This is a genomic window from Streptomyces cinereospinus (assembly GCF_042430725.1).
GTDB lineage: Bacteria > Actinomycetota > Actinomycetes > Streptomycetales > Streptomycetaceae > Streptomyces > Streptomyces cinereospinus.
In genome coordinates, this window is sequence record NZ_JBHMCY010000028.1 from 1 (window position 1) to 23,871 (window position 23,871).

Annotated in this window: 22 protein-coding genes; 11 read left to right on the forward strand and 11 right to left on the reverse strand. The window is 72.7% G+C overall.

Features of this window, described 5'->3' with window-relative positions; all coding sequences use genetic code 11:
- Positions 1-51 precede the first annotated feature (51 nt).
- Genes ACFF45_RS16335 through ACFF45_RS16345 form a run of 3 tightly spaced genes read left to right on the forward strand, consistent with a single transcriptional unit; the run spans position 52 to position 1,760 of the window.
- A complete protein-coding gene (locus ACFF45_RS16335; RefSeq protein WP_381346763.1) occupies positions 52-498 on the forward strand; it encodes a hypothetical protein in 447 nt (148 codons plus the stop codon).
- Positions 499-532: 34 nt separating this feature from the next.
- The gene (locus tag ACFF45_RS16340) at positions 533-1,114 is read left to right on the forward strand and encodes a hypothetical protein (protein ID WP_381346764.1); all 582 of its coding nucleotides are present in this window, start codon (positions 533-535) and stop codon (positions 1,112-1,114) included.
- Positions 1,115-1,121: 7 nt separating this feature from the next.
- Positions 1,122-1,760 carry an OmpA family protein gene (locus ACFF45_RS16345; RefSeq protein WP_381346765.1) on the forward strand — a complete coding sequence of 213 codons (639 nt, stop codon included), beginning with the start codon at positions 1,122-1,124 and terminating at the stop codon, positions 1,758-1,760.
- Between the two features lie 451 nt (positions 1,761-2,211).
- Here ACFF45_RS16345 and ACFF45_RS16350 read toward each other — a convergent pair whose 3' ends face one another.
- Both ACFF45_RS16350 and ACFF45_RS16355 read right to left on the reverse strand, forming a co-directional pair.
- Positions 2,212-2,577, reverse strand: coding sequence for a DUF192 domain-containing protein (locus ACFF45_RS16350; RefSeq protein ID WP_381346766.1), 366 nt, complete (start codon positions 2,575-2,577; stop codon positions 2,212-2,214).
- Between the two features lie 119 nt (positions 2,578-2,696).
- Positions 2,697-3,884: a DUF418 domain-containing protein gene (locus ACFF45_RS16355; protein WP_381346767.1), complete on the reverse strand. Its 1,188-nt coding sequence runs from the start codon at positions 3,882-3,884 to the stop codon at positions 2,697-2,699.
- A gap of 145 nt (positions 3,885-4,029) precedes the next feature.
- On the opposite strand from ACFF45_RS16355, the gene ACFF45_RS16360 reads away from it, so the two are divergent.
- From ACFF45_RS16360 to ACFF45_RS16385, 6 genes are all read left to right on the forward strand, one after another.
- Complete coding sequence (locus ACFF45_RS16360) at positions 4,030-4,902, forward strand: LLM class flavin-dependent oxidoreductase (protein WP_381346768.1); 873 nt, start codon at positions 4,030-4,032, stop codon at positions 4,900-4,902.
- A 731-nt stretch (positions 4,903-5,633) separates the two neighbouring features.
- Positions 5,634-6,443, forward strand: a complete 810-nt coding sequence (locus tag ACFF45_RS16365) for a methyltransferase domain-containing protein (protein WP_381346769.1) — start codon at positions 5,634-5,636, stop codon at positions 6,441-6,443.
- A gap of 784 nt (positions 6,444-7,227) precedes the next feature.
- Positions 7,228-8,001, forward strand: coding sequence for an isoprenyl transferase (locus ACFF45_RS16370; RefSeq protein WP_381346770.1), 774 nt, complete (start codon positions 7,228-7,230; stop codon positions 7,999-8,001).
- Positions 8,002-8,313: 312 nt separating this feature from the next.
- Positions 8,314-9,639 carry an RNA 5'-3' helicase PhoH2 gene (phoH2, locus tag ACFF45_RS16375; RefSeq protein ID WP_381346771.1) on the forward strand — a complete coding sequence of 442 codons (1,326 nt, stop codon included), beginning with the start codon at positions 8,314-8,316 and terminating at the stop codon, positions 9,637-9,639.
- Positions 9,640-10,088: 449 nt separating this feature from the next.
- Positions 10,089-10,808 (forward strand): aggregation-promoting factor C-terminal-like domain-containing protein, encoded by a 720-nt coding sequence (locus ACFF45_RS16380; protein WP_381346772.1) that lies wholly within the window; start codon positions 10,089-10,091, stop codon positions 10,806-10,808.
- A 135-nt stretch (positions 10,809-10,943) separates the two neighbouring features.
- Entirely contained in the window at positions 10,944-12,266 is a 1,323-nt protein-coding gene (locus ACFF45_RS16385; protein ID WP_381346773.1) for an AI-2E family transporter, read from the forward strand.
- Positions 12,267-12,337: 71 nt separating this feature from the next.
- On the opposite strand, the gene ACFF45_RS16390 is transcribed toward ACFF45_RS16385, so the two are convergent.
- Both ACFF45_RS16390 and ACFF45_RS16395 read right to left on the reverse strand, forming a co-directional pair.
- Positions 12,338-12,871 carry an alkyl hydroperoxide reductase gene (locus ACFF45_RS16390; RefSeq protein ID WP_381346774.1) on the reverse strand — a complete coding sequence of 178 codons (534 nt, stop codon included), beginning with the start codon at positions 12,869-12,871 and terminating at the stop codon, positions 12,338-12,340.
- Between the two features lie 7 nt (positions 12,872-12,878).
- Positions 12,879-13,433: a peroxiredoxin gene (locus tag ACFF45_RS16395; RefSeq protein ID WP_381346775.1), complete on the reverse strand. Its 555-nt coding sequence runs from the start codon at positions 13,431-13,433 to the stop codon at positions 12,879-12,881.
- Between the two features lie 139 nt (positions 13,434-13,572).
- On the opposite strand from ACFF45_RS16395, the gene ACFF45_RS16400 reads away from it, so the two are divergent.
- Positions 13,573-14,586 (forward strand): LysR substrate-binding domain-containing protein, encoded by a 1,014-nt coding sequence (locus tag ACFF45_RS16400; RefSeq protein ID WP_381346776.1) that lies wholly within the window; start codon positions 13,573-13,575, stop codon positions 14,584-14,586.
- On the opposite strand, the gene ACFF45_RS16405 is transcribed toward ACFF45_RS16400, so the two are convergent.
- From ACFF45_RS16405 to ACFF45_RS16420, 4 genes are all read right to left on the reverse strand, one after another.
- Positions 14,531-14,788 carry a hypothetical protein gene (locus ACFF45_RS16405; protein WP_381346777.1) on the reverse strand — a complete coding sequence of 86 codons (258 nt, stop codon included), beginning with the start codon at positions 14,786-14,788 and terminating at the stop codon, positions 14,531-14,533. The genes ACFF45_RS16400 and ACFF45_RS16405 overlap by 56 nt on opposite strands.
- Complete coding sequence (locus ACFF45_RS16410) at positions 14,785-15,327, reverse strand: ATP-binding cassette domain-containing protein (protein WP_381346778.1); 543 nt, start codon at positions 15,325-15,327, stop codon at positions 14,785-14,787. The genes ACFF45_RS16405 and ACFF45_RS16410 overlap by 4 nt, the downstream gene beginning before the upstream one ends.
- Before the next feature lie 79 nt (positions 15,328-15,406).
- Positions 15,407-15,652 (reverse strand): type II toxin-antitoxin system antitoxin, encoded by a 246-nt coding sequence (locus ACFF45_RS16415; protein WP_381346779.1) that lies wholly within the window; start codon positions 15,650-15,652, stop codon positions 15,407-15,409.
- Positions 15,649-16,584, reverse strand: coding sequence for an SPFH domain-containing protein (locus ACFF45_RS16420; protein WP_381346780.1), 936 nt, complete (start codon positions 16,582-16,584; stop codon positions 15,649-15,651). The genes ACFF45_RS16415 and ACFF45_RS16420 overlap by 4 nt, the downstream gene beginning before the upstream one ends.
- A gap of 231 nt (positions 16,585-16,815) precedes the next feature.
- On the opposite strand from ACFF45_RS16420, the gene ACFF45_RS16425 reads away from it, so the two are divergent.
- Entirely contained in the window at positions 16,816-19,146 is a 2,331-nt protein-coding gene (locus ACFF45_RS16425) for a transglycosylase domain-containing protein (protein ID WP_381346781.1), read from the forward strand.
- A gap of 126 nt (positions 19,147-19,272) precedes the next feature.
- On the opposite strand, the gene ACFF45_RS16430 is transcribed toward ACFF45_RS16425, so the two are convergent.
- The 3 genes from ACFF45_RS16430 to ACFF45_RS16440 all read right to left on the reverse strand — a co-directional run bounded on the left by ACFF45_RS16430 (position 19,273) and on the right by ACFF45_RS16440 (position 23,829).
- The gene (locus ACFF45_RS16430; protein ID WP_381346782.1) at positions 19,273-21,378 is read right to left on the reverse strand and encodes an ATP-binding SpoIIE family protein phosphatase; all 2,106 of its coding nucleotides are present in this window, start codon (positions 21,376-21,378) and stop codon (positions 19,273-19,275) included.
- 289 nt (positions 21,379-21,667) lie between these two features.
- Positions 21,668-22,360: a cytidylyl-2-hydroxypropylphosphonate hydrolase gene (fomD, locus tag ACFF45_RS16435; RefSeq protein WP_381346783.1), complete on the reverse strand. Its 693-nt coding sequence runs from the start codon at positions 22,358-22,360 to the stop codon at positions 21,668-21,670.
- An 83-nt stretch (positions 22,361-22,443) separates the two neighbouring features.
- Positions 22,444-23,829, reverse strand: a complete 1,386-nt coding sequence (locus ACFF45_RS16440; protein WP_381346784.1) for a class II fumarate hydratase — start codon at positions 23,827-23,829, stop codon at positions 22,444-22,446.
- Positions 23,830-23,871 lie beyond the last annotated feature (42 nt).

Consider the following 23,871-nt stretch of genomic DNA (forward strand, 5'->3'; position numbering starts at 1 on the left):
TTGCTCGTCTCACCCACTTGACGACCCCACCCCACCGCAAACTTCACGGCCTTGGCACTAGCAGCGGGTCAGGAATTACGGGACCAGCTCGCAGGGCAGTGGCTGGACAACGTGCTGGACCCCGACTCGTGGCACGACATCTTCGGCGGTGATGTTGAGCTCCTCGGCGACCCTTGCGCACGCGCGGACCAGCTCGCGGCGCTGAACGGGGCTCATGTCCAGGGCTGCTTGGCGGAGGGCCTGCTGGGCTACAGAGTCGAGGTCGAGACCGACGAGCCCGTAGGGGACACCATCGTGCCCGGTACCGAGGGGCGATTCGCGACGGCATCCGCCGTCGCGGTCGTGGAGCCACGTTGCACGTTCGACCCGCCCGGCGAGGATGCGGGAGACGATGTCCTCCCCACTCTCGACTGCGAGGAGCAGTGGGAGTTGGACCCCGACAACCTGGACGTTCTTCCGGAGCCCGAGGACCTCTTCGACGTCCATCTGGCCGACTGACAAGCGAACGACGAGTGACGAAGGAAGCAGAGGCATGAGCGTTCGGTTCACGACGAAGGCGCGCAGGGGAGCGGTCGCACTGTCCCTTGCGGCCGGATTGGCCCTCGGAGTGGCCGGCTGCGGCACCGGCGGCGGCCAGGACGACAAGCCGGACACTTCGGCCTCCGCTTCGCAGGACCGGGGATCCCAGCCGACTCCCCAGGAGGGTCAGGATGAAGCGCTCCTCGCGGAGTTGAAGGGTCCGGACGGTCTTCTGCTCCAGGTGACGTCCGCTCAGCGTGACGCGGGGGGATTCGTCACGGTCAGCGGCAACCTCAAGAACGACGGTGCCGAGCGAGTCACCGTGAACGGTGCGGTGAGGGGCAACGAGACCGAGATCCTGCGGCACGGAATGTCGCTCGGTGGTGCGACGCTCGTCGACAGCAAGGACAAGAAGCGTTATTACGTGCTGCGCGACACGGACGGCCGTCCACTGACGACCACCGGCTTCTCTTCACTGAAGGCGGGTGAGTCGCTGGCTGTCTTCATGCAGTTCCCGTCCCCGCCGGCGAGCAGCGCCGAAGTCATTCTGCAACTGCCCACCTTCGCCAGCGCCACCTTCCCCGTCTCCGGTTGAGGCCCCCATGACCCACACCCGCCTCGCCGCCACCCTCACCCTCACGGTCACCACCGCCACCCTCCTCCTCACCACCACCTTCCACGGCGCCACCGCGGCGTACGCCGAGGACAGCCCCAGCGTCCCCCCGGGCACCGAGGCCACCGCCTCCGCCCCCGTCGAGGTCGACCCCAACGACCCCGACCTGAAGATCCCGGAAGGCGCCACCCTCGCCGAGCCCAAGGTCCTCGACATCAAGCAGGTCGTCGAGGACCAGAGCGGGGAGGAACGCCGTGAGGACACCAACGCGGACGTGAAGTTCGCCCTCCAGGCCGAGGTCCTGTTCGGCAAGGACAGCGCGAGGCTCAGCTCCGCCGCGCAGGCCCGCATCCTCGCCATCGCCGAGGAGATCAAAACCCAGAACGCGACGAAGATCCGCGTCTTCGGCTTCACCGACGACCTCGGCTCCTCCGCCCACGGCGACGCCCTGTCCCGCCGCCGTGCCAACGCCGTGCACGACGTCCTGGACTCGGAGCTGAACGACCCGAACGTCACCTTCGAGGTCCGCGGCTACGGCGAGCAGTACCCCATCGCGGACAACTCCTCGGAGTCCGGCCGCAAGAAGAACCGCCGCGTCGAGGTCTCCTTCCCGCGCGGAGCGAGCTGACCGGAGCGCCCCGAGGGCCGCCCCGCCCGCCCCACCGCCGGGCGACGGGCGGCCCGGTGCGCGTCGCCCGGCGTTCACCCACATGAAGCGGTTCCGTCCCGGTCACGTGGGCCTCGGTCACCTCGGTCACCTCGGTCTCCCCGCGTCGTCATCACGGAGCCCCCGGGCAGCTCGGGCACCACTCGGATGCTGCCGGGTCGTCAACCACGACACCGGCGCCGTCCCGACCTCGGGCAGCGGTGCGGGCACCATCCCTTCCCGCAGACCTCGCTGAGAAAGGTCACGTTCGACGTCACCGGTGCGAGCGGCGCACCGCGGGTGGCCGAGTTCGAGACCTACGCCGGATGACGGCACACGTCCGCCGCCCACGGCGGCCCGGCCGTACGAGGGCCGGCGACCACGGGTACCGGCCCGGGCGCCGGGCCCCGGCGGTCGCCGGGGCGCCGGTGCCTCAGCCCCGCGCCGCCGCCACCGACACCCGGACCCCCACCCGCAGCCCCCACCCCGCCATCGTCCCGGCGCCCGCCTCCAGCACGTGCCGGGCCCGCGGCCGCGGCAGGCCGAGCCGCCCCGGCCGCATGGTGCGGACGGCGACGACGACCAGGTGCCGGTCGAGGTAGGCGACGTCGATCGGGAAGCGCATCCGGACGGTGTGGACGCTGTTCGCGGGGGACAGCAGGAGCGCACCGTCCACCGCGTCCCGCCCGAGCAGTCCCCTCGTACGGGCCCGGTACGACGTGGCGAGCTCCAGCGGCACCGTCGCACCCCCGGGCACCACCAGCTCCCCCCGCCCGTCCCGCCAACGCCGCCGCCCCATGTCCGGGCCCCCTCCGCCGTCCGTCCGCATCCGGTGTGCGCACCGACCGTATCCGCAGCGGGCCGCCCGCGCCCGGCTTAGCGCCCGGCTTAGCGCCCGGCCTCGCGTCCGGCCCCGGTTCAGCGCCGCAGCGCCCACCGCTGCACCGACTCCAGCGGCCCGTGCGGGAAGCGGCGCAGCCACAGGGTCGAGCCCACGACGAGGAGCGCGCACACCAGCGTCCACATCGCCATCACCCACCACGGCCCGCCGTCCGGCCCGAACCGTTCGGCCAGGCCGAGGCCGACGCCGTAACAGAGCAGCGCGCACAGCACGTTCTGCAGGACGTACGACGACAGGGCGGTGCGGCCGACCGAGGACAGGCCGTGGACGACGGCCGCGGGGAGACGGCCGCGGTCGAGCACGACGCCGATCAGGCCCAGGTAGCCGAGTGCGACCAGCGGGGCCGCCACGTAGCGGCCGAGGAAGAAGAAGTCCTCACCGCCCAGGGTGAGCGCCGCGTTGCACGGGACGCCCACGCCCAGGCCCCAGACCGCCATACGCGTGCGCAGCCGGCGGCCCCGCCCGGTCGGGGCGAAGGCGCCGGCGCGGTACAGGCGGACGCCGAGCAGGAAGAGGAAGACCAGCAGGCCGAAGCTGAGGACCGGCTCCATGCGCAGGGCGACGGCGTTCTCCAGCCGGAAGGCGATCTGCTCCGGCCAGCTGCCGCGCGCGTACAGCTCCACGGACCGCGCGGAGGCCCGGTCCGGCGCCGAGCCGTCGGTCACCAGGGCCGCCGTGATCAGCGACATCACGGCCAGGTGCAGGCTCACCGCGAGCCACGTCACCCCGCGCCGCACCCGCTCGGAGCACACCAGCAACCGCGCGACCAGCAAAGCCGTGACGGCGTAGCCCATCAGCACATCGAAGCCGAACACCAGGACGAAGTGGAGCGTGCCCTCGGCGAGGAGGAACAGGGCGCGGGGCCGGTAGCCGCGCGGCCAGGGCGTGCCGTGCCGCCAGGCGGAGTCGTACTGGATGGCCAGTCCCACACCGAAGAGGACCGTCAGCAGGGACAGGAACTTGCCGTCCGCCAGGAAGCGGAACAGCGCCTCCACCGGTTCCGTCCACGGGTCCGCCATGGGCGCGCCCTGGAGGTACGTCCACTCCGAACCGGGCGTGGCGAAGATCCAGACGTTCGTCATCAGGGTGCCGAGGATCGCCACCCCGCGCAGGACGTCCAGCAGCGGGAGCCGGCCGCCGGGGACGGGGCGGGAGGCCCTGGCGTCCGCGGACGTACGGGTGCTGTTCGAGGGGATACCAGGCATACCTCCAGGCTCCCGGCACATCCCGCCGGGAACGTCCTGCGGCCGGACGAAACCGCCGTACATCCTTCGATGCACCGCCGGCCGGGCCGACGCGCCCGCGGGTGAAGCGGTTGTCCGGGCGCGGAAGGGTGGGTAGGAAGGGCGCATGACCGGACTCGGCGCTGTCTTCCGTCCCCAACTGCCCCCCGAACGGCTGCGTGCCCTCGCCCGACTGGCCGACGAGACCGGCCTGGACGAGTTGTGGCTGTGGGAGGACTGCTTCCGCGAGGGCGGCGTCTCCACCGCCGCGGCCGCCCTCGCCTGGACCGAGCGGGTCCGGATCGGTGTCGGGCTGCTCCCCGTGCCGCTGCGCAACGTCGCCGTCACCGCGATGGAGGCCGCCTCCCTGCACCGCATGTTCCCCGGCCGCCCGGTGCTCGCCGTCGGGCACGGCGTGCAGGACTGGATGGGACAGGTCGGGGCCCGCGCCGAATCCCCGCTGACGCTGCTGAGCGAGCATCTGGCCGCGCTCCGGGCGCTGTTGCGCGGCGAGCGGCTCACCACCGAGGGCCGGTACGTCCGCCTCGACGACGTCGCCCTCGACTGGCCGCCGCCGGCCCCGGTCGAGATCCTCGCCGGCGCCACCGGCCCGCGCACGCTGCGGCTCTCCGGCGAGGCGGCGGACGGCACGGTCCTGACCGCGGCCACACCCCTGGAGGGCGTCCGCCGGGCCCGCACCGTCATCGAGGAGGGGCGGGCGTCGGCCGGTCGCACCGACCCGCACCGCGTCGTCGTCTACCTGCTCACCGCCACCGGCCCGGACGCCGAAGGCCGCCTGCGCGCCGAACTCGCCGCCGAGGGCGTCGCCGACGTCCCCGGCCTCGGTGTCGCCGGGGACGCGCGGGACGTCGCCCAGGCCGTCGAGCGGCTCACCGAGGCCGGCGCGGACACGGTGATCCTCCAGCCGACCGGCGACGAGCCCGACCCCGAGGGCTTCATCCGCTTCGCCGCACAACAGGTCCGACCCCTCCTCCCGTAGCCGTCCGCCGAGGGGAAGGGCCTGGGGGCCGCCGTTCCGCAGCCGGTGGCCGGGCCGGAGGGGCGGTCCGGGCATCGCCGTCGCGTAGCCGTCCGCCTGGGCCGGTGGGGGGTGGTCCGGGGGGTGTTGGTCCGTAGCGGGCCCGCCGGGCCGGAAGGGCGGCCCGCGGGTCGTTGTTCCGTAGCCGGCCGCCGGGCCGAGGGATGGCCCGGCGGCCGGCTCCGCAGCCCCGCCGGGCCGGAGGGGTGCCCAGGGGTGCCGTGCCGTAGCCGGCGGCGGGCCGGTAGGCGGGTGGCTTGGGGGTTGCCCTCCCGTACCGGCTGCCGGGCCGGAGAGGTCGCCTGCGGGTCGTTGCTCCGCAGCCGGCCAGCGGGTCCGGGCGGTGGCCGGCCGAGGGTGTTTGGGCCGGGTGCGGGCGGTGGCCGGCCGAGGGTGTCTGTGCCGGTCCGGGCGGGGCCGGCCGAGGGCGTCCGTGCCGGGTGCGGGCGTGGGCCGTCCGGGACGCGGTCTGCCGGAAGTCGGCGGAGGGCGTGCGGGTGCGGGCGGGGGCCGCTCGGTACGCGTCCTGGTGGAAATCGGCGGAGGGTGTGAGGGGTGCGGGCGGGGGCCGTCCGGGACGCGGTCTGCCGGAAGTCGGCGGAGGGCGTGCGGGTGCGGGCGGGGGCCGCTCGGTACGCGTCCTGGTGGACATTCGGCGGCGGTCGCCGGCCGCGTCCGGGACGATCGGGCGCATGCAGCACGGACAGCGCCGCACCGGACCCCACCGCACCTTCGAGGAACTCGTCGCCGAAGGGGCCGCCGTGCCCACCGAAGGATGGGACTTCTCCTGGTTCGAGGGGCGGGCCACCGAGGCGCGGCCGTCCTGGCGGTACGCCGAGTCGCTGGCCGGGCGCCTGGCGGGCGCGCGGGCCGCCCTCGACGTCCAGACCGGCGGCGGCGAGGTCCTCGGCCTCGCGCTCGGCGCCGCCCCGCACCGGCCCCGGCCGGTCGCCGCGACCGAGGGGTGGCCGCCGAACGTCGCCAGGGCGACCGCCCTGCTCCGCCCGTACGGCGTCGTGGTCGTCGCCGTCCCGGACGACGCGCCGCTGCCCTTCGCCGACGGCGCCTTCGACCTGGTCTCCAGCCGCCACCCCGTCCGGCCCCACTGGAACGAGATCGCGCGGGTGCTCCAGCCCGGCGGTACGTACGCCGCGCAGCACGTGGGACCGGCCAGCGTCTTCGAACTCGTGGAGTACTTCCGCGGACCGCGGCCCGAGGAGCAGCGCGGCGCCCGCCACCCCGACCGCGAGCGCGCGGACGCGGAGGCGGCGGGACGTGAGGTGGTCGTGCTGCGCGCGGAGCGGTTGCGCAGGGAGTTCCACGACATCGCCGCCGTCGTCCACTTCCTGCGCAAGGTGGTCTGGATGGTGCCGGACTTCACCGTCGAGGCGTACGAGGACAGGCTGCGCGCCCTGCACGAGCGGATCGCGACGGAGGGCCCCTTCGTGGCCCACAGCACCCGCCACCTCTTCGACGTCCGCAAGCCGGCCGGTACCGGCTGACCGGCCGGCCGGCGCGCACCGGCCGGCGCACCGGCCGACCGGTCCGGCGCCGGATTGGCCGGGAACCGCCGCTCCGGGCGCACTCCCGGGCCCGCCCCCGGGAAGCTGTTCGCTCCGCACGCTCCCGCGCACGCCCAGGAGAGCAGCCCGGCCCTGGAAGCGGTCGCCCTCGCCCCGCGTCGGCAGCACCGGACGGTGACGGCGCGGGACGCCCCGACCACGGCCCCGGGCGCCCGACCTGAGACCGAGTCCCGACGAACGTTGGCCAGGGTTTTCCACATCGTTATCAGTGACCCCTCGCGTCACCCCTGACCCCTCACGTAAGTTCAGACCAAGGTAATTCGCGCCAGCAAAGTCGCGCGGATGGCACCGCGCAGTGGAGGGGGCTGCGCGGCGCCCCGGGCCCGTTGCCGATCGTCAAGGTGCCGTCAAGGGGCGGGTAGCCCATCAGGGGGACGCCGGACAAGTCCTGTATGTCCTCTGCGATGCGGCCACGGAAAGGCCGTGAACCAGGCATTCCGCGGCCACCGGCGCGTCGCCGGGCGATTTCGGAGCGTAGTTGTGGCGCGCTGATGCACGCAGCAGCCCTTACGAAGGGTTATGGTGGAAGCCCCCCCTCGGGCCGGTCCGTCTCCCCCCCACGGACCGGCCCGTTTTTTCGCGCCCCCACCCGTTGGGGCGCTGTCATGGCACGGGGGTAGGCTTCGCCCCCGGGGACCGTCACACGGACAGACGTCGCGCCCGGCCGCACCTGTCCGATCCGTACGGAGGGGCTGACAATCACGTGAACCTGCGCGACAAGCTGCGCGGCCTGCTGGTCAGGCTGTACGCACGCCGGGTGGAAGGTCACCTGGACCACGCTCAGGTGCCCCAGCACATCGGCGTCATCATGGACGGCAACCGGCGCTGGGCGAAGGCCTCGGGATCCACCGCCGTGCACGGCCACCGGGCCGGTGCCGAGAAGATCGAGGAGTTCCTCGGCTGGTGCACCGAGACGGACGTCCAGGTCGTCACCCTCTGGCTGCTGTCGACGGACAACTTCGACCGGCCGCAGGAGGAGCTCGTCCCGCTGCTCGGCATCATCGAGGACGTCGTGCGCACCCTCGCCGCCGACGGCCGCTGGCGGGTGCACCACGTCGGCACCCCCGACCTGCTGCCCGGCCCGATGCAGACCGCGCTGAAGGAGGCCGAGGAGGCCACCGCGCACGTCGACGGGATACTGGTCAACGTCGCCATCGGCTACGGCGGCCGGCAGGAGATCGCCGACGCCGTCCGCTCGATGCTGCTCGACGCCGCCGACAAGGGCCGTTCCGTGGCGGAGGTCGCCGAGGCCGTCGACGTCGACACGATCGGCCGCCACCTCTACACGGGTGACCAGCCCGACCCCGATCTGGTCATCCGCACCAGCGGCGAGCAGCGGCTGTCCGGTTTCATGCTGTGGCAGACGGCCCACTCGGAGTACTACTTCTGTGAGGTCTTCTGGCCGGCCTTCCGCAAGGTCGACTTCCTGCGCGCCCTGCGCGACTACGCGGCACGCCACCGCCGGTACGGCGGCTGACGGACCCGCACGGACATCCCGGGCGTACCGCGCTTCACGCGGAGTTCATCGGCGCGCCGTCATATGCCGTGGCATGGCGGCGCGTTTCGACGGGCATAAACCCAGCAGGTCGACGCCCGAACCACGGGTGTCGGATCTCAGCGGACGGCACGGGGCCGTCCGCCCGGGAGGCCCCTTGCACCAGCCCGATCGTGCGGTCACCGCACGGACGAAGAGGCGACAGGGCCGGTTCCGGCCCGTGCATCGCGGCCGGCAACCGGTCCAGATCGTCTCCGTCGCTCCCCGACCTCATCCGAGGGGGTACGTCCTTCCGTGGTGACCAGCACAAAGCGCCACAAGCCCGACCGGCGCACCTATGTTCTCGACACCAGCGTCCTGCTGGCCGACCCGAACGCACTGAGCCGCTTCGACGAGCACGAGGTCGTGCTCCCGGTCGTCGTGGTCACGGAGCTGGAGGCCAAGCGGCACCATCCCGAACTCGGCTACTTCGCCCGGCAGGCCCTGCGTCTGCTCGACGACTACCGCGTGCGGTACGGCCGTCTGGACGCCCCCATCCCGACCGGGGACCTCGGCGGAACGCTCCGTGTCGAGCTCAACCACTCGGACCCCAGTGTGCTGCCGACCGGCTACCGCCTGGGGGACAACGACTCCCGCATCCTCGCGGTGGCGCGGAACCTGCAGGCCGAGGGGTTCGACGTCACCGTCGTGTCGAAGGACCTCCCGCTCAGGATCAAGGCCTCCTCCGTCGGTCTGCTCGCCGAGGAGTACCGCGCGGAACTGGCCATCACGGACTCCTCCGGCTGGACCGGGATGTCCGAACTGACCCTGCCCGGCGAGCAGGTGGACATCCTCTTCGAGGAGGGCCACGTCCACGTCCCCGAAGCCGCCGACCTGCCCGTCCACACGGGCCTGACCATCCAGTCCGAGCGCGGAAAGGCACTCGGCCGGGTGACGCCGGAGGGCACCGTCCGGCTGGTGCGCGGCGACCGCGAGGCGTTCGGCATCAAGGGCCGCAGCGCCGAGCAGCGCATCGCGCTGGACCTGCTGCTCGACCCGGACATCGGGATCGTGTCGATGGGCGGCCGGGCGGGCACCGGCAAGTCGGCGCTGGCGCTGTGCGCGGGGCTGGAGGCGGTCCTGGAGCGCCGACAGCACGAGAAGATCATGGTCTTCCGCCCGCTGTACGCGGTGGGCGGGCAGGAACTGGGCTATCTGCCCGGTACCGAGGCCGAGAAGATGAGCCCCTGGGCGCAGGCGGTCTTCGACACGCTCTCCGCGGTCACCAGCCGCGAGGTCATCGAGGAGGTCACCGCGCGCGGGATGCTGGAGGTGCTCCCGCTCACCCACATCCGCGGCCGCTCGCTGCACGACGCGTTCGTGATCGTGGACGAGGCGCAGTCACTGGAACGCAATGTGCTGCTGACCGTGCTGTCCCGGATCGGCGCCAATTCCCGGGTCGTTCTGACGCACGATGTGGCGCAAAGGGACAATTTGCGGGTGGGCCGGTACGACGGTGTGGTCGCCGTCGTCGAGAAACTGAAGGGGCATCCGCTTTTCGCCCATGTGACCCTGACGCGGTCCGAGAGGTCCCAGATCGCGGCGCTTGTGACCGAAATGCTGGAGGACGCAGCGATCTGACGCCTACGCCCCACGAAGGGGCGGTCACCGGGTAGTTGGCGCCGTTCGGCAAAGGCATCAGAGCCTAGCCGGGCGGCGCCTTCGCGCGTCCCGCTTTTCTGGAAACTGTGGGGGCCAAGTGGCATGTGAGCTTTCACACGCAACTCGGAATTGCCTTGCGGCGCCGGGTTACGGCAGAGTCTCACTCCTGTCAGGCCCCGCATGCGACACACCTGTACCCCTGGGGGTGCCCCCGCACTTCCGTGGTGGGGGAGGTACGGCACCACCGGAGCACCACAGCCAATTCCATAGCGTCGTCGTATGCCGCCCGCGCACCATCGGGCGCTCCTCAGCCGGGAGTTGCCCACCGGGCCCGTGCCTTCCGTGACCCGCAGTTGGGGAGGCCAGTGCCAGGGGCACGATCGCGTCCGCCAGGGTCACCGAAGCGGGCGATGCTGGAAGGAAACCGTGTGAGCCGGATTTCGGTCCGGGGATTCGCAGTGGCCTCGGCCACCGCGGTCACCGCTGTCGGAAGCGTCGTCGGCGTTGCCTCGGGCAGCACCGCGCAGACCAATGACGCCGAGGCGGCGGCAACCGACCTGACGCTCCTCGCGGACATACCCGCGGGCCAGCAGGCCCAGGTGCAGACCGCGTCCCTCACGCAGCAGGCCGACGTCATGGCCATCGCCGCGGACGCGAGCGCCAAGAAGGAGGCGGAGGAGGCGGCGCGCAAGGCGGCCGCCGAGACCGCGATCGCGAAGAAGGAGGCCGCCGAGAAGGCGGCCCAGGCAGCCCAGGCAGCCCAGGAGGCCAAGGAGCGCGAGGAGGCGGAGCAGGAGGCGGCGGCCAGCCGTTCCGCCGTCCGGGAGGCGTCCACCTTCGCCGTCCAGAGCTCGTACTCCATCGCCCAGATCCAGGCGATGGCCGCGTCGATGGTGCCGGGCGACCAGTTCCAGTGCTTCAGCAACATCGTGGACCACGAGTCCGACTGGAACTACCAGGCGGTCAACCCCTCCTCCGGCGCCTACGGCCTCTTCCAGGCGCTGCCCGGCTCCAAGATGGTCTCCGCCGGCGCCGACTGGCAGACCAACCCGGCCACCCAGATCAAGTGGGGCCTGAACTACATGAACGAGCGCTACGGCAGCCCCTGCGGCGCCTGGTCGTTCTGGCAGGCCAACCACTGGTACTGAGCCCCGGTCGGGTAGCCACCCACGCGACTTCTCCCAGCCCCTCACCGTCCTTCGGTGAGGGGCTTCTGGCATGTACGGTCGGACGGGACGACTCCGGGGGGAGTGGTGGGGACAGTTGGGGGAAAGGGACGCATCATGTCGCGAGTGCCAGGGTGGCTCGGCCGGGTCGGTACCCGGCTGACCGAGATGGGGCAACGGTGGGAACAGCGCCGTGCCGAGGCCGAGAGAGCCCACGCCGAGCCGGAGCCGGAGCCCGAGGAGTCGGCCAAGGCTGGCGCGCCCGGATACGCGCCCGCCGTCCCGGCGGTGACCCGTTCCGAACCGGCGCACGCCGTGCCGTGGGGGATGCGGGTGGCCGCCGAGGCCGGATGGCGGCTGCTGGTGCTGGCGGGCACCGTGTGGGTGCTGATGCGGGTGATCAGCGCCGTACAGCTGGTGGTGCTGGCCTTCGTGGCGGCGCTGCTCATCACGGCGTTGCTGCAGCCCACGGTGGCGTGGCTGCGGCGGCACGGGGTGCCGCGGGGACCGGCGACGGCGATGACCGCGATCCTCGGGTTCGTGGTGATGGGGCTGATCGGCTGGTTCGTGACCTGGCAGGTCATGGAGAACATCGACAACCTCTCCAGTCAGGTGCAGGACGGCATCGACGAGTTGCGCCGCTGGCTGCTGGACAGTCCGTTCCACGTCACGGACAAGCAGATCAACGACATCGCCGAGAACCTGCGCGAGGCGGTCGGGGCCAACACCGAACAGATCACCAGCGCGGGCCTGGAGGGCGTCACGGTCGTCGTCGAGGCGCTCACCGGGATTCTGCTGGCGGTGTTCTCGACGCTGTTCCTGCTCTACGACGGGCGGCGGATCTGGGAGTGGACGCTGAAGCTGGTGCCGGCGGCGGCCCGGCCGGGCGTCGCGGGGGCCGGACCCCGGGCGTGGCGGACGCTCACGGCGTACGTGCGCGGCACGGTGATAGTGGCTCTGATCGACGCCATCTTCATCGGCCTCGGCATCTACTTCCTGGACGTGCCGATGGCGGTGCCGCTGGCGGTGTTCATCTTCCTCGGGGCGTTCGTCCCGCTGGTGGGTGCCGTGGTCTCCGGCGCGCTGGCGGTGGTCGTGGCCCTCGTCACGCAGGGCGTCTTCACGGCGGTGATGACGCTGGTCGTGGTGCTCGCCGTGCAGCAGATCGAGGGCCACATCCTGCAGCCGTTCATCCTCGGGCGGGCGGTGCGGGTGCACCCGCTGGCGGTGGTGCTGTCGGTGGCGGCCGGCGGCCTGGTGGCCGGGATCGGCGGCGCGGTGGTGGCGGTGCCGCTGGTGGCGGTCACCAACACCGTCGTCGGCTATCTGCGGGCCTACTCCCACGAGCGGGCCGTACGCCAGTCCCCGCGCCCCCGCGGGGCCACCGCGTCGGACGCCGCTCCGGCCGCGACCGACCGCCCGCCCGGCTCGGCCGGCTGAGCCGCGACGCCGGGACCCCGCCCACCGACGGTGGACGGGGTCCTTTCGCGCGGCGCGCGGTCGCCGCGGGACTACTCGGCGAGCGCCGCCTCGGCGTCCAGGGTCACCGCCACCGCCTGCACGACGGAGGCGATCTTGAAGGACTCCTGGACGACCTCGCGGTCGACGCCGGCCTTGCGCAGGACCTGCTCGTGCGAGTCGAGGCACATGCCGCAGCCGTTGATGGCGGAGACGGCGAAGGACCACAGTTCGAAGTCGACCTTGTCGACGCCCGGGTTGCCGATGACGTTCATCCGCAGGCCCGCGCGCAGGGTGCCGTACTCGTGGTCGGACAGCAGGTGGCGGGTGCGGTAGAAGACGTTGTTCATCGCCATGACGGCCGCGGCGGCCTTCGCCGCCGTGTACGCCTCCGGCGACAGCGCCGCCTTCGCCTCCGGCTCCAGCTCCCGCAGCACGATCGGGGAGCGGGAGGCGATCGCCGTCGCCAGCACCGTGCCCCACAGCTGCTGGGCCGGCAGGTCGGAGTTGCCGATGACCGAACCCAGGTTGAGCTTCAGGTCCTTGGCGTAGTCCGGTATGCGGGACTTCAGGGAGTCGAGGGACATGCGCCGCTCACTCCCCGGCCAGCAGGGCGACCGGGTCGAGGGTGTCCTGGCCCTTGGTCCAGTTGCACGGGCACAGCTCGTCCGTCTGGAGGGCGTCCAGGACCCGCAGGACCTCCTTGGGGTTACGGCCGACGGAGCCGGCGGTCACCATGGAGAACTGGATCTCGTTGTTCTGGTCGACGACGAAGACCGCGCGCTTGGCGAAGCCCTCCTCGTCCTCGATGCCCAGCGCGCGCATCAGCTCGTGCTTGGAGTCGGCCATCATCGGGAACGGCAGGTCGCGCAGATCGTCGTGGTCCTTGCGCCAGGCGTGGTGCACGAACTCGGAGTCACCGGAGAAGCCGAGGATCTGCGCGTCGCGGTCGGCGAACTCGTCGTTCAGCTTGCCGAAGGCGGCGATCTCGGTCGGGCACACGAAGGTGAAGTCCTTGGGCCAGGCGAAGATCACCTTCCACTTGCCCTCGTAGGTCTTGTGGTCGATCTTCTCGAACTCGTTGCCCTTCTCCAGCGAGACGCAGGCGGTCAGTTCGAACTCGGGGAACTTGTCACCGACAGTGAGCACTGGCTCTCCTTGCAGCGCAGCGAAGAAACACCCGCTCGGGCAGGTGTTTCCCGTGGGTTGGACGAGGTTGATCGTGACACAGCGCGCATTGATTCGGGAAATAGCTACACTCGGTCGGGTTGATCGGAGGTAGCTATCAGTGACCGTAGGTAACACCGCCCGCAGGCGTCAGCCCAGTCTCGCCCAGTTGCGTGCCTTCGCCGCCGTCGCCGAGCACCTGCACTTCCGGGACGCCGCCGCCGCGATCGGCATGAGCCAGCCCGCCCTCTCCGGTGCCGTCTCCGCGCTGGAGGAGGTCCTCGGCGTGACACTGCTGGAGCGGACGACCCGCAAGGTACTGCTCTCGCCCGCCGGTGAGCGGCTCGCCGTGCGCGCCAAGGCGGTGCTGGGCGAGATGGGCGCCCTGATGGAGGAGGCCGAGGCCGTGCGGGCGCCGTTCACCGGGGTGCTGCGGCTCGGCGTGATCCCCACCGTCGCGCCCTACCTGCTGCCGACCGTGCTGCGGCTCGTGCACGACCGCTACCCCCATCTCGACCTCCAGGTGCACGAGGAGCAGACCGCCAACCTGCTCGACGGGCTCACCTCCGGGCGGCTCGACCTGCTGCTGCTCGCGGTGCCCCTCGGCGTCCCGGGCGTCGGTGAACTGCCCCTGTTCGACGAGGACTTCGTGCTCGTCACACCCCTCGACCACGGGCTCGGCGGGCGGGAGGGCATACCGCGCGAGGCACTCAAGGAGCTCAACCTGCTGCTCCTCGACGAGGGGCACTGCCTGCGCGACCAGGCGCTCGACATCTGCCGGGAGGCCGGCCGCGAGGACGCGCCGGTCACCACCACGGCCGCCGGACTGTCCACCCTCGTCCAGCTGGTCGCCGGCGGCCTGGGCTGCACCCTGCTGCCGCGCACCGCCGTCAAGGTCGAGACGACCCGCAGCAACCAGCTGCTCACCGGCTACTTCTCCGACCCCGCGCCGACCCGCCGGATCGCGCTGGCGATGCGGACGGGGGCGGCGCGGGGCGCGGAGTACGAGGAGCTGGCGGCCGCCCTGCGCGAGGCACTGCGGCCGCTGCCGGTACGGGTGCTGGACGGCCCCGAGCGGCTCACTCGGTGCGCCGGCCCTCCGGGCGCATCAGCCGCAGCGGCGGCGGCGGGCTGAGCAGCGTGACGAGGAGGACGACGCCCGCGCCGATGCCGGTCGTCGGCAGCGAGCTCGCCCAGCCGACGCCCGTCCCGGTGGCCGTCAGCAGCAGCGCCACCCCCGGTCCGGCGCCGGCCGCGGTGAGCACCGCCCGCACCCGGCCGCTGAACGCGAACCCGACGCCCATGGCCAGGTCCCGCACCGCCTGACGGGCCTTCATGCGGGCCGCTCCACGCCCCGGGACTTCCCGTCCCGTACGACGATCTCGCGGCCGGAGCAGGCGGCGACCCGCGCCTCCAGCGTGACCAGGACGACGGCCGCGTCGGTCAGCAACTCCCTCACGCGCTCCCCGTTGAGGCGGTCCAGCGCGCCGGTCGGCTCGTCGGCGAACAGCACGCGCGGGCCGGCGACCAGGGCGCGGGGCACGGCGACGCGCCGGCCCCGGCCGCCGGAGACCTCACCGGGCCGCTTGCCGCCGACGCCGTGCCACCTCCAGGCGCTCCAGCCGCGGGCCAGGGCGGTGCGTTCGGCGGCCTTGCGGGAGGTGCCGGCCGGGCGCAGCGGCAGGGCCACGTTCTCCCCGCGGGTGAGCTCGGGCACGAGCCGGTCGAACCGGAAGGCGAACCCGAACTCCGGGCGCCGCAGCGCGCCGCGCCCGGCGTCGTTCCTCGCGGCCGTCCCGCGGCGGTCGTAGCGGATCGCGGGTGCTCGGAGCGCGGGGTGTCGGGGACGGCGGCGGCGTCGCGCCGCGGAGGACACGGCACACCGTGCACACGCCGGGTGCGGCGCCGGGAGCGTGGTGCGTCTCCACGGGTGGGGTCCGGTTGTCACGGTTTCGCTACGGCGGTCCGGCGTCCCCGGGGGGCCGGCCCCGGCGGGGCAGCGGCCCCGCGTCGCCCGGCAGCCGGCCCGCCTCCTTGAGGGCCTTGCGGAGCAGGAACTCGATCTGCGCGTTGGCCGACCGCAGCTCGTCCGACGCCCAGCGGGCGAGCGCCTCGTACACCGACGGGTCCAGCCGCAGCAGCACCTGCTTGCGCTGCTGCTGCGGCCGCCGCTTCGAGGGACCCTCGGACGGTTCGGTCACTGGTAGAGGGACCCGGTGTTGAGGACCGGCGTGGCGGCCCGGTCACCGCACAGCACCACCATCAGGTTGGACACCATCGCCGCCTTCCGTTCGGAGTCCAGTTCCACGATGTCCCGCTCGGTCAGCCGGCCCAGCGCCATCTCCACCATGCCCACCGCGCCGTCCACGATCTGCCGCCGGGCCGCGACCACCGCGCCGGCCTGCTGCCGCTGGAGCATCGCCGAGGCGATCTCGGGGGCGTAGGCGAGGTGCGTGAAGCGGGACTCGATGATCTGCACGCCGGCCGCCTCCACGCGCGCGTGCAGTTCGACGGCGAGCTTCTCGGTGATCTCCTCGGCGTTCCCGCGCAGCGAGAGGCCGTTCTCCTCGTGGGCGTCGTACGGGTACTCGATGGCGATGTGCCGCACGGCCGCCTCGGTCTGCGTGGAGACGAACTCGATGTAGTCGTCCACCTCGAAGGTGGCCTGCGCGGTGTCCTCGACCCTCCACACCACGACCGCGGCGAGCTCGATCGGGTTGCCGTAGGCGTCGTTGACCTTCAGCACCGCCGTCTCGTGGTTGCGGACACGGGTGGAGATCTTGGTGCGCGAGGTGAGGGGGTTCACCCAGCGCAGGCCGTCCCGCCGGATCGTCCCCCGGTAGCGCCCGAAGAGCTGGACGACCCGGGCCTCGCCCGGCGCCACCATGTTCAGCCCGCACATCGCGACGAAGGCGCAGACGGTGACCAGGACGCCGGCGGCGATCAGCGCGGCCTTGACGCCGGTCGCGGCGACGGTCGTGGCGGCGACCGCCATGGCCACGCCGCCCAGCAGCCCGGTCAGGCCCAGGAGCAGGGCGAGTCCGCCGCCGATGCTGTGCGCCGGAAACTCGCGGACGCGTGGGGCGGGCATCTCCGGGACGTCGGCGACGGCCGGGGAGTCGTGCGTGGACATGAAGTCCCCCGTTCTCTAGCTCGATTCTAGCTAAGTGATATCAGATTATCGCGTCATGACAACCCCGGCCCGCTCCGGGGCGTCGGTTCCGTAGGGAGGCGTGCTGATTGTCACGCCCGTAAAAGGCCGAATGAGTCGGACTTTGTCATAGAGAGCGGTGTTAGCTTTCGGAGCTGACCTGAGCCACGAAACCGATGTGACCACCGAGAGCGGAGCGGAGCGAACGGACTCATGGGACGAGCGGAAGAGAGACGAGCGCGACAGCGCGGCGGCCACCGCGCTTCACCCCGGCCTCGCCGTTCGCCGGGCCCGGCCGGCCGCGGCAGGGCCCGGCCCGGCGGGTCCGGGAGGACCGGCACACGCGCGCTGTTCACCTGGAAGCGGGTCCTCGGCACCTTCCTCGGCCTGTGCCTGCTCGGCATCGGCGGCTTCGTCCTGCTGTACCTGCTCGTGCCGGTCCCCGAGGGCAACGCGGCGGCGAAGCTGCAGAGCAACGTCTACAAGTACGGCGACGGCACGGTCCTGGCCCGCGACGGCGAGGTCAACCGCGAGGTCGTCGACCTGGCCGAGGTGCCCAAGGACGTCCAGCGGACCTTCGTGGCGGCCGAGAACAAGACCTTCTACCAGGACAGCGGCGTCGACCTGAAGGGCACCGCCCGCGGTCTGGTCAACACCCTCAGCGGCAAGGGCGCGCAGGGCGGCTCGACCATCACCCAGCAGTACGTCAAGAACTACTACCTCAGCCAGGAGCAGACGGTCACCCGCAAGCTCAGGGAGCTGGTGATCTCGCTGAAGGTGGACCGCCGGATGTCCAAGGACGACATACTCGCGGGCTACATCAACACCAGCTACTACGGCCGCAACGCCTACGGAATCCAGGCCGCCGCGCAGGCCTACTACCGCGTCGACGCCGACGAACTCACCGTCGAGCAGGGTGCCTACCTCGCCGCCCTGCTCCAGGCGCCGAGCCAGTACGACTGGGCGGTCGCCTCGCCGACCAGCAAGGAACTGGCGCGGAACCGCTGGAACTACGTCCTGGACAACATGGTCGAGGAGGGCTGGCTGGCCGCCTCCGAGCGCCGGGGCATGACCTTCCCGGTGCCGAAGGCGCCGCAGGGCACGCCCGGCATGGGGGGCCAGACCGGCTACCTGGTCGACGCGGCCAACGCGGAACTGGCCCGGCAACTGGTGGCCCAGGGCGCGGCGGAGAGCCAGGACGACGCGCTCGCCATGGTCGAACACGGCGGCTGGACCCTGACACTGAACATCGACAGGAAGAAGCAGAAGCAGCTGGAGGAGGCCGCCGAGGAGCAGCTCACCGGCAAGCTCGACCCGGAGAGGCGCACGGTCGACGGGAACGTCCAGCCCGGCGCCGTCTCCGTCGACCCCGGGACCGGCAAGGTCGTCGCGATGTACGGCGGCGCGGACTACCTGGAGCACTACCGCAACAACGCGACCCGCCGCGACTACCAGCCGGCCTCCACCTTCAAGCCGGTGATCCTGGCCGCCGCGCTGGAGGAGGGCGCCGAGACCCAGGACGGCGAGCCGATCACCGCGGAGACCCTCTACGACGGTGACAGCAGGCACCAGGTCATGGACGACGGCCGAAAGGCCGGCTTCGCCCCGCCCAACGAGGACGAGGTCGACTACGGCGACGTCACCGTGCAGACCGCGATGAACAAGTCCGTCAACGCCGTCTTCGCGCAGATGGGCGTCGACGTCGGCATGGACGAGGTGATGCGGGTCGCCGGCGAGCTCGGCATGGACACCGACGGGATGCAGGCGGTGCCGGCCCAGACGCTCGGCTCGATGGGGGCCAGCCCGCTGGAGATGGCGGGCATCTACGCCACCCTCGACAACCACGGCAAGAAGGTCACCCCGGCCGTCCTGGCCTCCGCCGAGCACAAGGACACCGTGGTGGAGCTGCCGGACCCGGTCGGCGGCCAGGTCATCAGCCGCGAGGCCGCCGACACGGTCACCTCGGTGCTCACCGGCGTGGTCGACGACGGCACGGCCCGCGCGTCGGTGCGCGACAACCCGGCGCGCCAGGGGCAGCAGGTGGCCGGCAAGACCGGCACCTCCGACTTCGGCAGGTCCGCCTGGTTCACCGGCTACACCCCCGACCTGGTGACCTCGGTCGGCCTGTTCGGCGAGGACGCCGAAACCGGCCGGCAGGTGAGCATGGCGGGCGCCACCGGCACCCTCCCGGGCAAGGGCCGCGTCAACGGCGGCGGCTTCCCGGCGCAGATCTGGGCGGCGTACACCTTCGGCGTGATGGACGAGGTGAGCGCGTTCGACCTGGAGACCACGCAGGGCGCGGCGGTGCGGCCGACGTACACCCCGCCCCCCGTCGAGGAGCCAACCACCGAGGCACCCACGTCGCAGCCGCCCACGTCGTCGGCGCCCCCGGCGTCCCCGTCCCCGGCCGGCACACCGTCCCGGACGCCGAGCCGGACGCCCACCCAGACCCCGTCCCCGACGCCGACGGCCCAGCCCCCGACGTCGACACCGACCGACGGGACGAGCCCGGACCCCTCGTCCTTCCCGGACGGCGACGAGTGACAACGAGGGCGCCCGGCAGGGAACGCCGGGCGCCCTCGACGCTCCCAGGGGCGGGGGAACCGCGCGACAGGCCCCCGCACCCCGCACGCGCCACACGTCACGAGCCCGCGCGGCGAACGCGCGCGCCTACCCCCGGTTCAGTTCGAACCACACCACCTTGCCGGTGCTGAGCCGGGTCGCCCCCCACCGCCGCGCCAGCCGGTTCACCAGGTACAGCCCACGCCCGCCCTCGTCGGTGGCCCGGGCCTGCCGCAGCCGGGGCAGCTGCGGCACGTCGTCGCCCACCTCGCACCGCAGCACGTCCGTGCGCAGCAACCGCAACGTCACCGGCCGCGACGCGTACCGCACGGCGTTCGTCACGACCTCGCTGACCAGCAGCTCCACGGAGTCCGTCAGCTCCTCCAGCCCCCACCGGGCCAGCGCCTCCCGGGCCAGCCGCCGGGCCTTGCCCGGCGCCGTCTCCTCCGGGTCCAGGAACCAGTACGCCACGTCACTCGGCGCGATCCCGTCGAACCGGGCGGCGAGCAGCGCGATGTCGTCGTCCCGGTCGCCCGGCCCGAGCATGTCCAGCACCTCGTCGCACAGCGCCTCCAGCGGCGGCGGATGGTCCGGCCCGGTCAGCTGCGCGGTCGCGGCGAGCTTCTCGCGCAGCTGCTCTATGCCGGTCCACACGTCCCGCAGCCGGGACTCCACCAGCCCGTCCGTGTACAGCAGCAGCGTCGCTTCGGCCGGGGCGTCCAGCTCCACCGCCTCGAAGTCGACGCCGCCGACCCCGATCGGCGCGCCCGCCGGGACCCGCAGCACCTCGGCGCGCCCGCCCAGGTGCAGCAGCACCGGCGGCGGATGGCCCGCGTTGGCGATGGTGATCCGGTGCGCCACCGGGTCGTACACGGCGTACAGGCAGGTCGCCATGCGGTCGGTGCCGAGCCGCTGGGCCTGCTCGTCGAGGTGGTGCAGCACCTCCTGCGGCGGCAGGTCCAGCCCCGCCAGGGTCTGCGCCGTCGTCCGCAGCTGACCCATGATCGCGGCGGACGTCATGGAATGCCCCATCACGTCACCGACGACGAGCGCGACCCGGCTGCCGGGCAGCGGGATGGCGTCGTACCAGTCGCCGCCCACCCGCGCGGTCTCCGCGGCCGGCAGGTAGCGCGAGGCCAGCCGCACGCCCGTCGGCTGCGGCAGCGTCTCGGGGAGCATGGTGCGCTGCAGTTCGTCGGCGATGTACGCCTCCCGGCCGTACAGCACCGCCTTGTCGATGCCGAGCGCGCTGTGCGTGGCGAGCTGGGCGGCGATGAGCAGGTCGTCCGCCTCGAACGCCATCCGCTCCGGGCGGCGCAGGAAGACCGCGGCGCCGATGACGCGGCGCCGGCCGCGCAGCGGCGCGAGGACCGCCCGCCGGCCGGCCGGGATCACCGACTCACCGCCCTCGCCGAGCAGTTCGGGCAGCGCGGCGCGGGCGGCGGGCGCGTCGGCGAACACCGGACGTACCCCGCGCAGCACCTCGGCGAGCGCGCCACCGGGCCGCACCTCGCACAGCTCGGCGGTGAGCGTCGACAGCTCCGACGGCTCCGGCTGGAGCATCGGCAGGAAGCCGCCCTCGGTGTCCCGCTCCTCGGGGATCCGGTCGGTGCGCCGCAGCCGCAGCACGACCGGGCCCGTGGGCCGCTCGTCGCCGACCGGCAGCGGGTCGCGCAGATAGACGAGGATCGCGTCGGAGAAGGTCGGCACGGTCGCCCGGCACAGCCCCATCACGATCTCGTCGAGGTCGATGCCGCGGGCGATCCGCCGGGTGGCCGCCCCCACGAAGCGCAGCCGGTCGCCGTCCCGCCGCATCGGCGTGGGCCGGCCGAGCGGGGCCGCCTGGCCGGTACGGCGCTCCTGGCCGGCCGGACCGGAGCGCTCCGGGTCGGTGCCGGGCTGCGCCGGGATGATCTCCGGGGCGGGGCGCGGACGGTGGTCGCCCACGCTCTGCCGCGCCCGCCCGGGAGGAGCCGCCAGGGGCTCCTCGGCGGACGGCTGGGCGTGCTCGGGGCCGGTGCCGTCGGCGGGCGTCACCGACGTGCCCGAGGGCGTCTCGCCGGTGCTGCGGGCCTGCGCGGGTAAGGCGGCGGCGCCGGGCGCCGCGGGAGCCGCCGGGGAACGCAGGAGCGCCCCGCGGGGATCCGCGGGGTCGACGCCCGTCTGCGGGCGCTCGAAAGAGGTCGGCTGCTCCGTCACGCGTGTCGCATCCATCCGTCCGGGGCCGTGCGCGCCTTGCGCCGCGCGTGCGGTTCCTCCCGCTGAAGTCCCGATACCCGCAATGCATGTCCCAGGAACGGAATCCCCGCGTGGTCAAAGGCCGTGACCGTGCCACCGGCGGGCCGGCCGCGGCCCGCCCGGGTGTTGCCCTGGTACCCCTCGCTCACGTCCTGCCGCCCCTCGGTGACATGTGGCCAAGCCCATTGCGCGCCCGTCGAGTTGCCGCCGCGCGCCCTTGCGGAGGACGATCCTACGTTTCCTGCCCGGGGGCGCGGCAAGGGTCTCACGAGGACACCGGCGCGGGCACCCGGTCCCAGTCCTCCGGCAGCGAGGGTACGGTCCAGGCCGGGTCCGGGCGCCAGTGCGGCCAGCCGTCCGAGAACGGCGGCCCCCACGCGCGGATCACCTCCACCGCGGCCCGCCCCGCCGCGCGGACCCGTTCGGCCTGCGCGGCGTCCATCAGGCCGTCCCGCCGGGCCTGCGCGAACTCGTCCTCGTCCCGCCAGTGCCAACTGCGGTCCGGCAGCACGGAGATGTCGAGGAAGTGGTCCTCGGAGTCGACGCCGCCGTCCCAGCGCGCCAGCGGCTCCTCCAGATTGACGTACCAGTTCTTGAACTGCCAGCCCGGGTCCCAGAACAGCCACACCGACCAGGGCTGACCGGGCCGGGCCAGCTTCAGCACGCCGGTGCCGAACCAGTGGTCGCGCTGCACGGTCCGCGGCTTGGTGTAGCGCGACTCCAGGGGCTCCAGGTGCACCGGCGTCCCGTCGGCGAGGACCGGCTTGACGCACTCCGTGCCCGGCGCCATCCACACGGCCAGCAGCTCGGCGTCGTCGCGCACGACGGTGACGGGGCGCGCGATGTGGAAGCGGTCGCCCGCGTTCTCCCGGTAGCGCCACAGGATGTGACTGCCCGGGGCCCAGAAGGCCGTAGCTCCGCCCGCTTCCACGCGTCTCACCGCTCCGCCGTCCGTCATGCACAGATACTAGGTGTCACCGGCATACGACGCTGCGGCGCGCGTCACGGTTCACGCGCCGGTCATCCGGCACCGCGGGCGGGTCACGGGCGCGTCATCCGCAGGACGTCCAGCGCCTCGTCGAGCTGCTCCACCGTCAGGTCGCCGCGCTCGACGTAGCCGCCCTCCAGCACCACCTGACGGATCGTCTTCCGCTCGGCCAGCGACCTCTTGGCGACCTTGGCGGCCTCCTCGTAGCCGAGGTACCGGTTGAGCGGGGTGACCACGGAGGGCGACGACTCGGCGTACTCGCGGGCCCGTTCGCGGTCGGCGGTGATGCCGTCGACGGTCCGGTCGGCCAGCAGGCGGGAGGCGTTGGCGAGCAGCCGGACGGACTCCAGCACGTTCTTGGCGATGACCGGAAGCATCACGTTCAGCTCGAAGTTGCCGGAGGCGCCCGCGGTGGCGACGGTGGCGTCGTTGCCGACGACCTGGGCACAGACCATCAGCACGGCCTCGGGGACCACCGGGTTGACCTTGCCGGGCATGATCGAGGAACCGGGCTGGAGGTCGGGCAGGCTGATCTCGGCCAGTCCGGTGCGCGGCCCGGACGCCATCCAGCGCAGGTCGTTGCAGATCTTCGTCAGTCCGACGGCGATGGTCCGCAGCTGCCCGCTGGTCTCCACGACGCCGTCCCGGGCGCCCTGCGCCTCGAAGTGGTTGCGGGCCTCGGTGAGCGGCAGCCCGGTCGCGCGGGCGACCTCCGCGATCACGGCCGCCGGGAAGCCGGGCGGGGTGTTGATACCGGTGCCGACCGCCGTACCGCCGAGCGGCAGTTCGGCGAGCCGGGGCAGCGAGGTCTCCAGCCGCTCGACGCCGTACCGCACCTGGGCGGCGTACCCGCCGAACTCCTGCCCCAGGGTCACGGGCGTGGCGTCCATCAGATGGGTCCGCCCCGACTTCACCACGTCGGCGAACTCCTCCGCCTTGCGCTCCAGGGCGGCGGCGAGGTGCTTCAGCGCCGGGATCAGGTCGTGCAGCACGGCGGCCGTGGCGGCGATGTGCACCGAGGAGGGGAAGACGTCGTTGGACGACTGGGAGGCGTTGACGTGGTCGTTGGGGTGGACGTCCCGGCCGAGCCGCTCGCTCGCGAGGGTCGCGATGACCTCGTTGGCGTTCATGTTGGACGAGGTGCCGGAGCCCGTCTGGAAGACGTCGACGGGGAAGTGCTCGTCCCACCGCCCCTCCGCGACCTCCCGCGCCGCCTCCTGGACGGCGTCGGCGACGTCCTGGTCGAGGACGCCCAGCCTGGCGTTGACCGCGGCGGCCGCGGCCTTGACGCGGGCCAGGGCCTCGATGTGGGCCCGCTCCAGCCGCTGCCCGGAGAGGGGGAAGTTCGCCACGGCCCGCTGCGTCTGCGCCCGCCACTTGGCATCGGCCGGGACCCTGACCTCGCCCATGGAGTCGTGCTCGATCCGGTATTCGCTCATACCGGCTACAGCGAACGGGAGCGGTGTGGTGTTCCGGGGCGG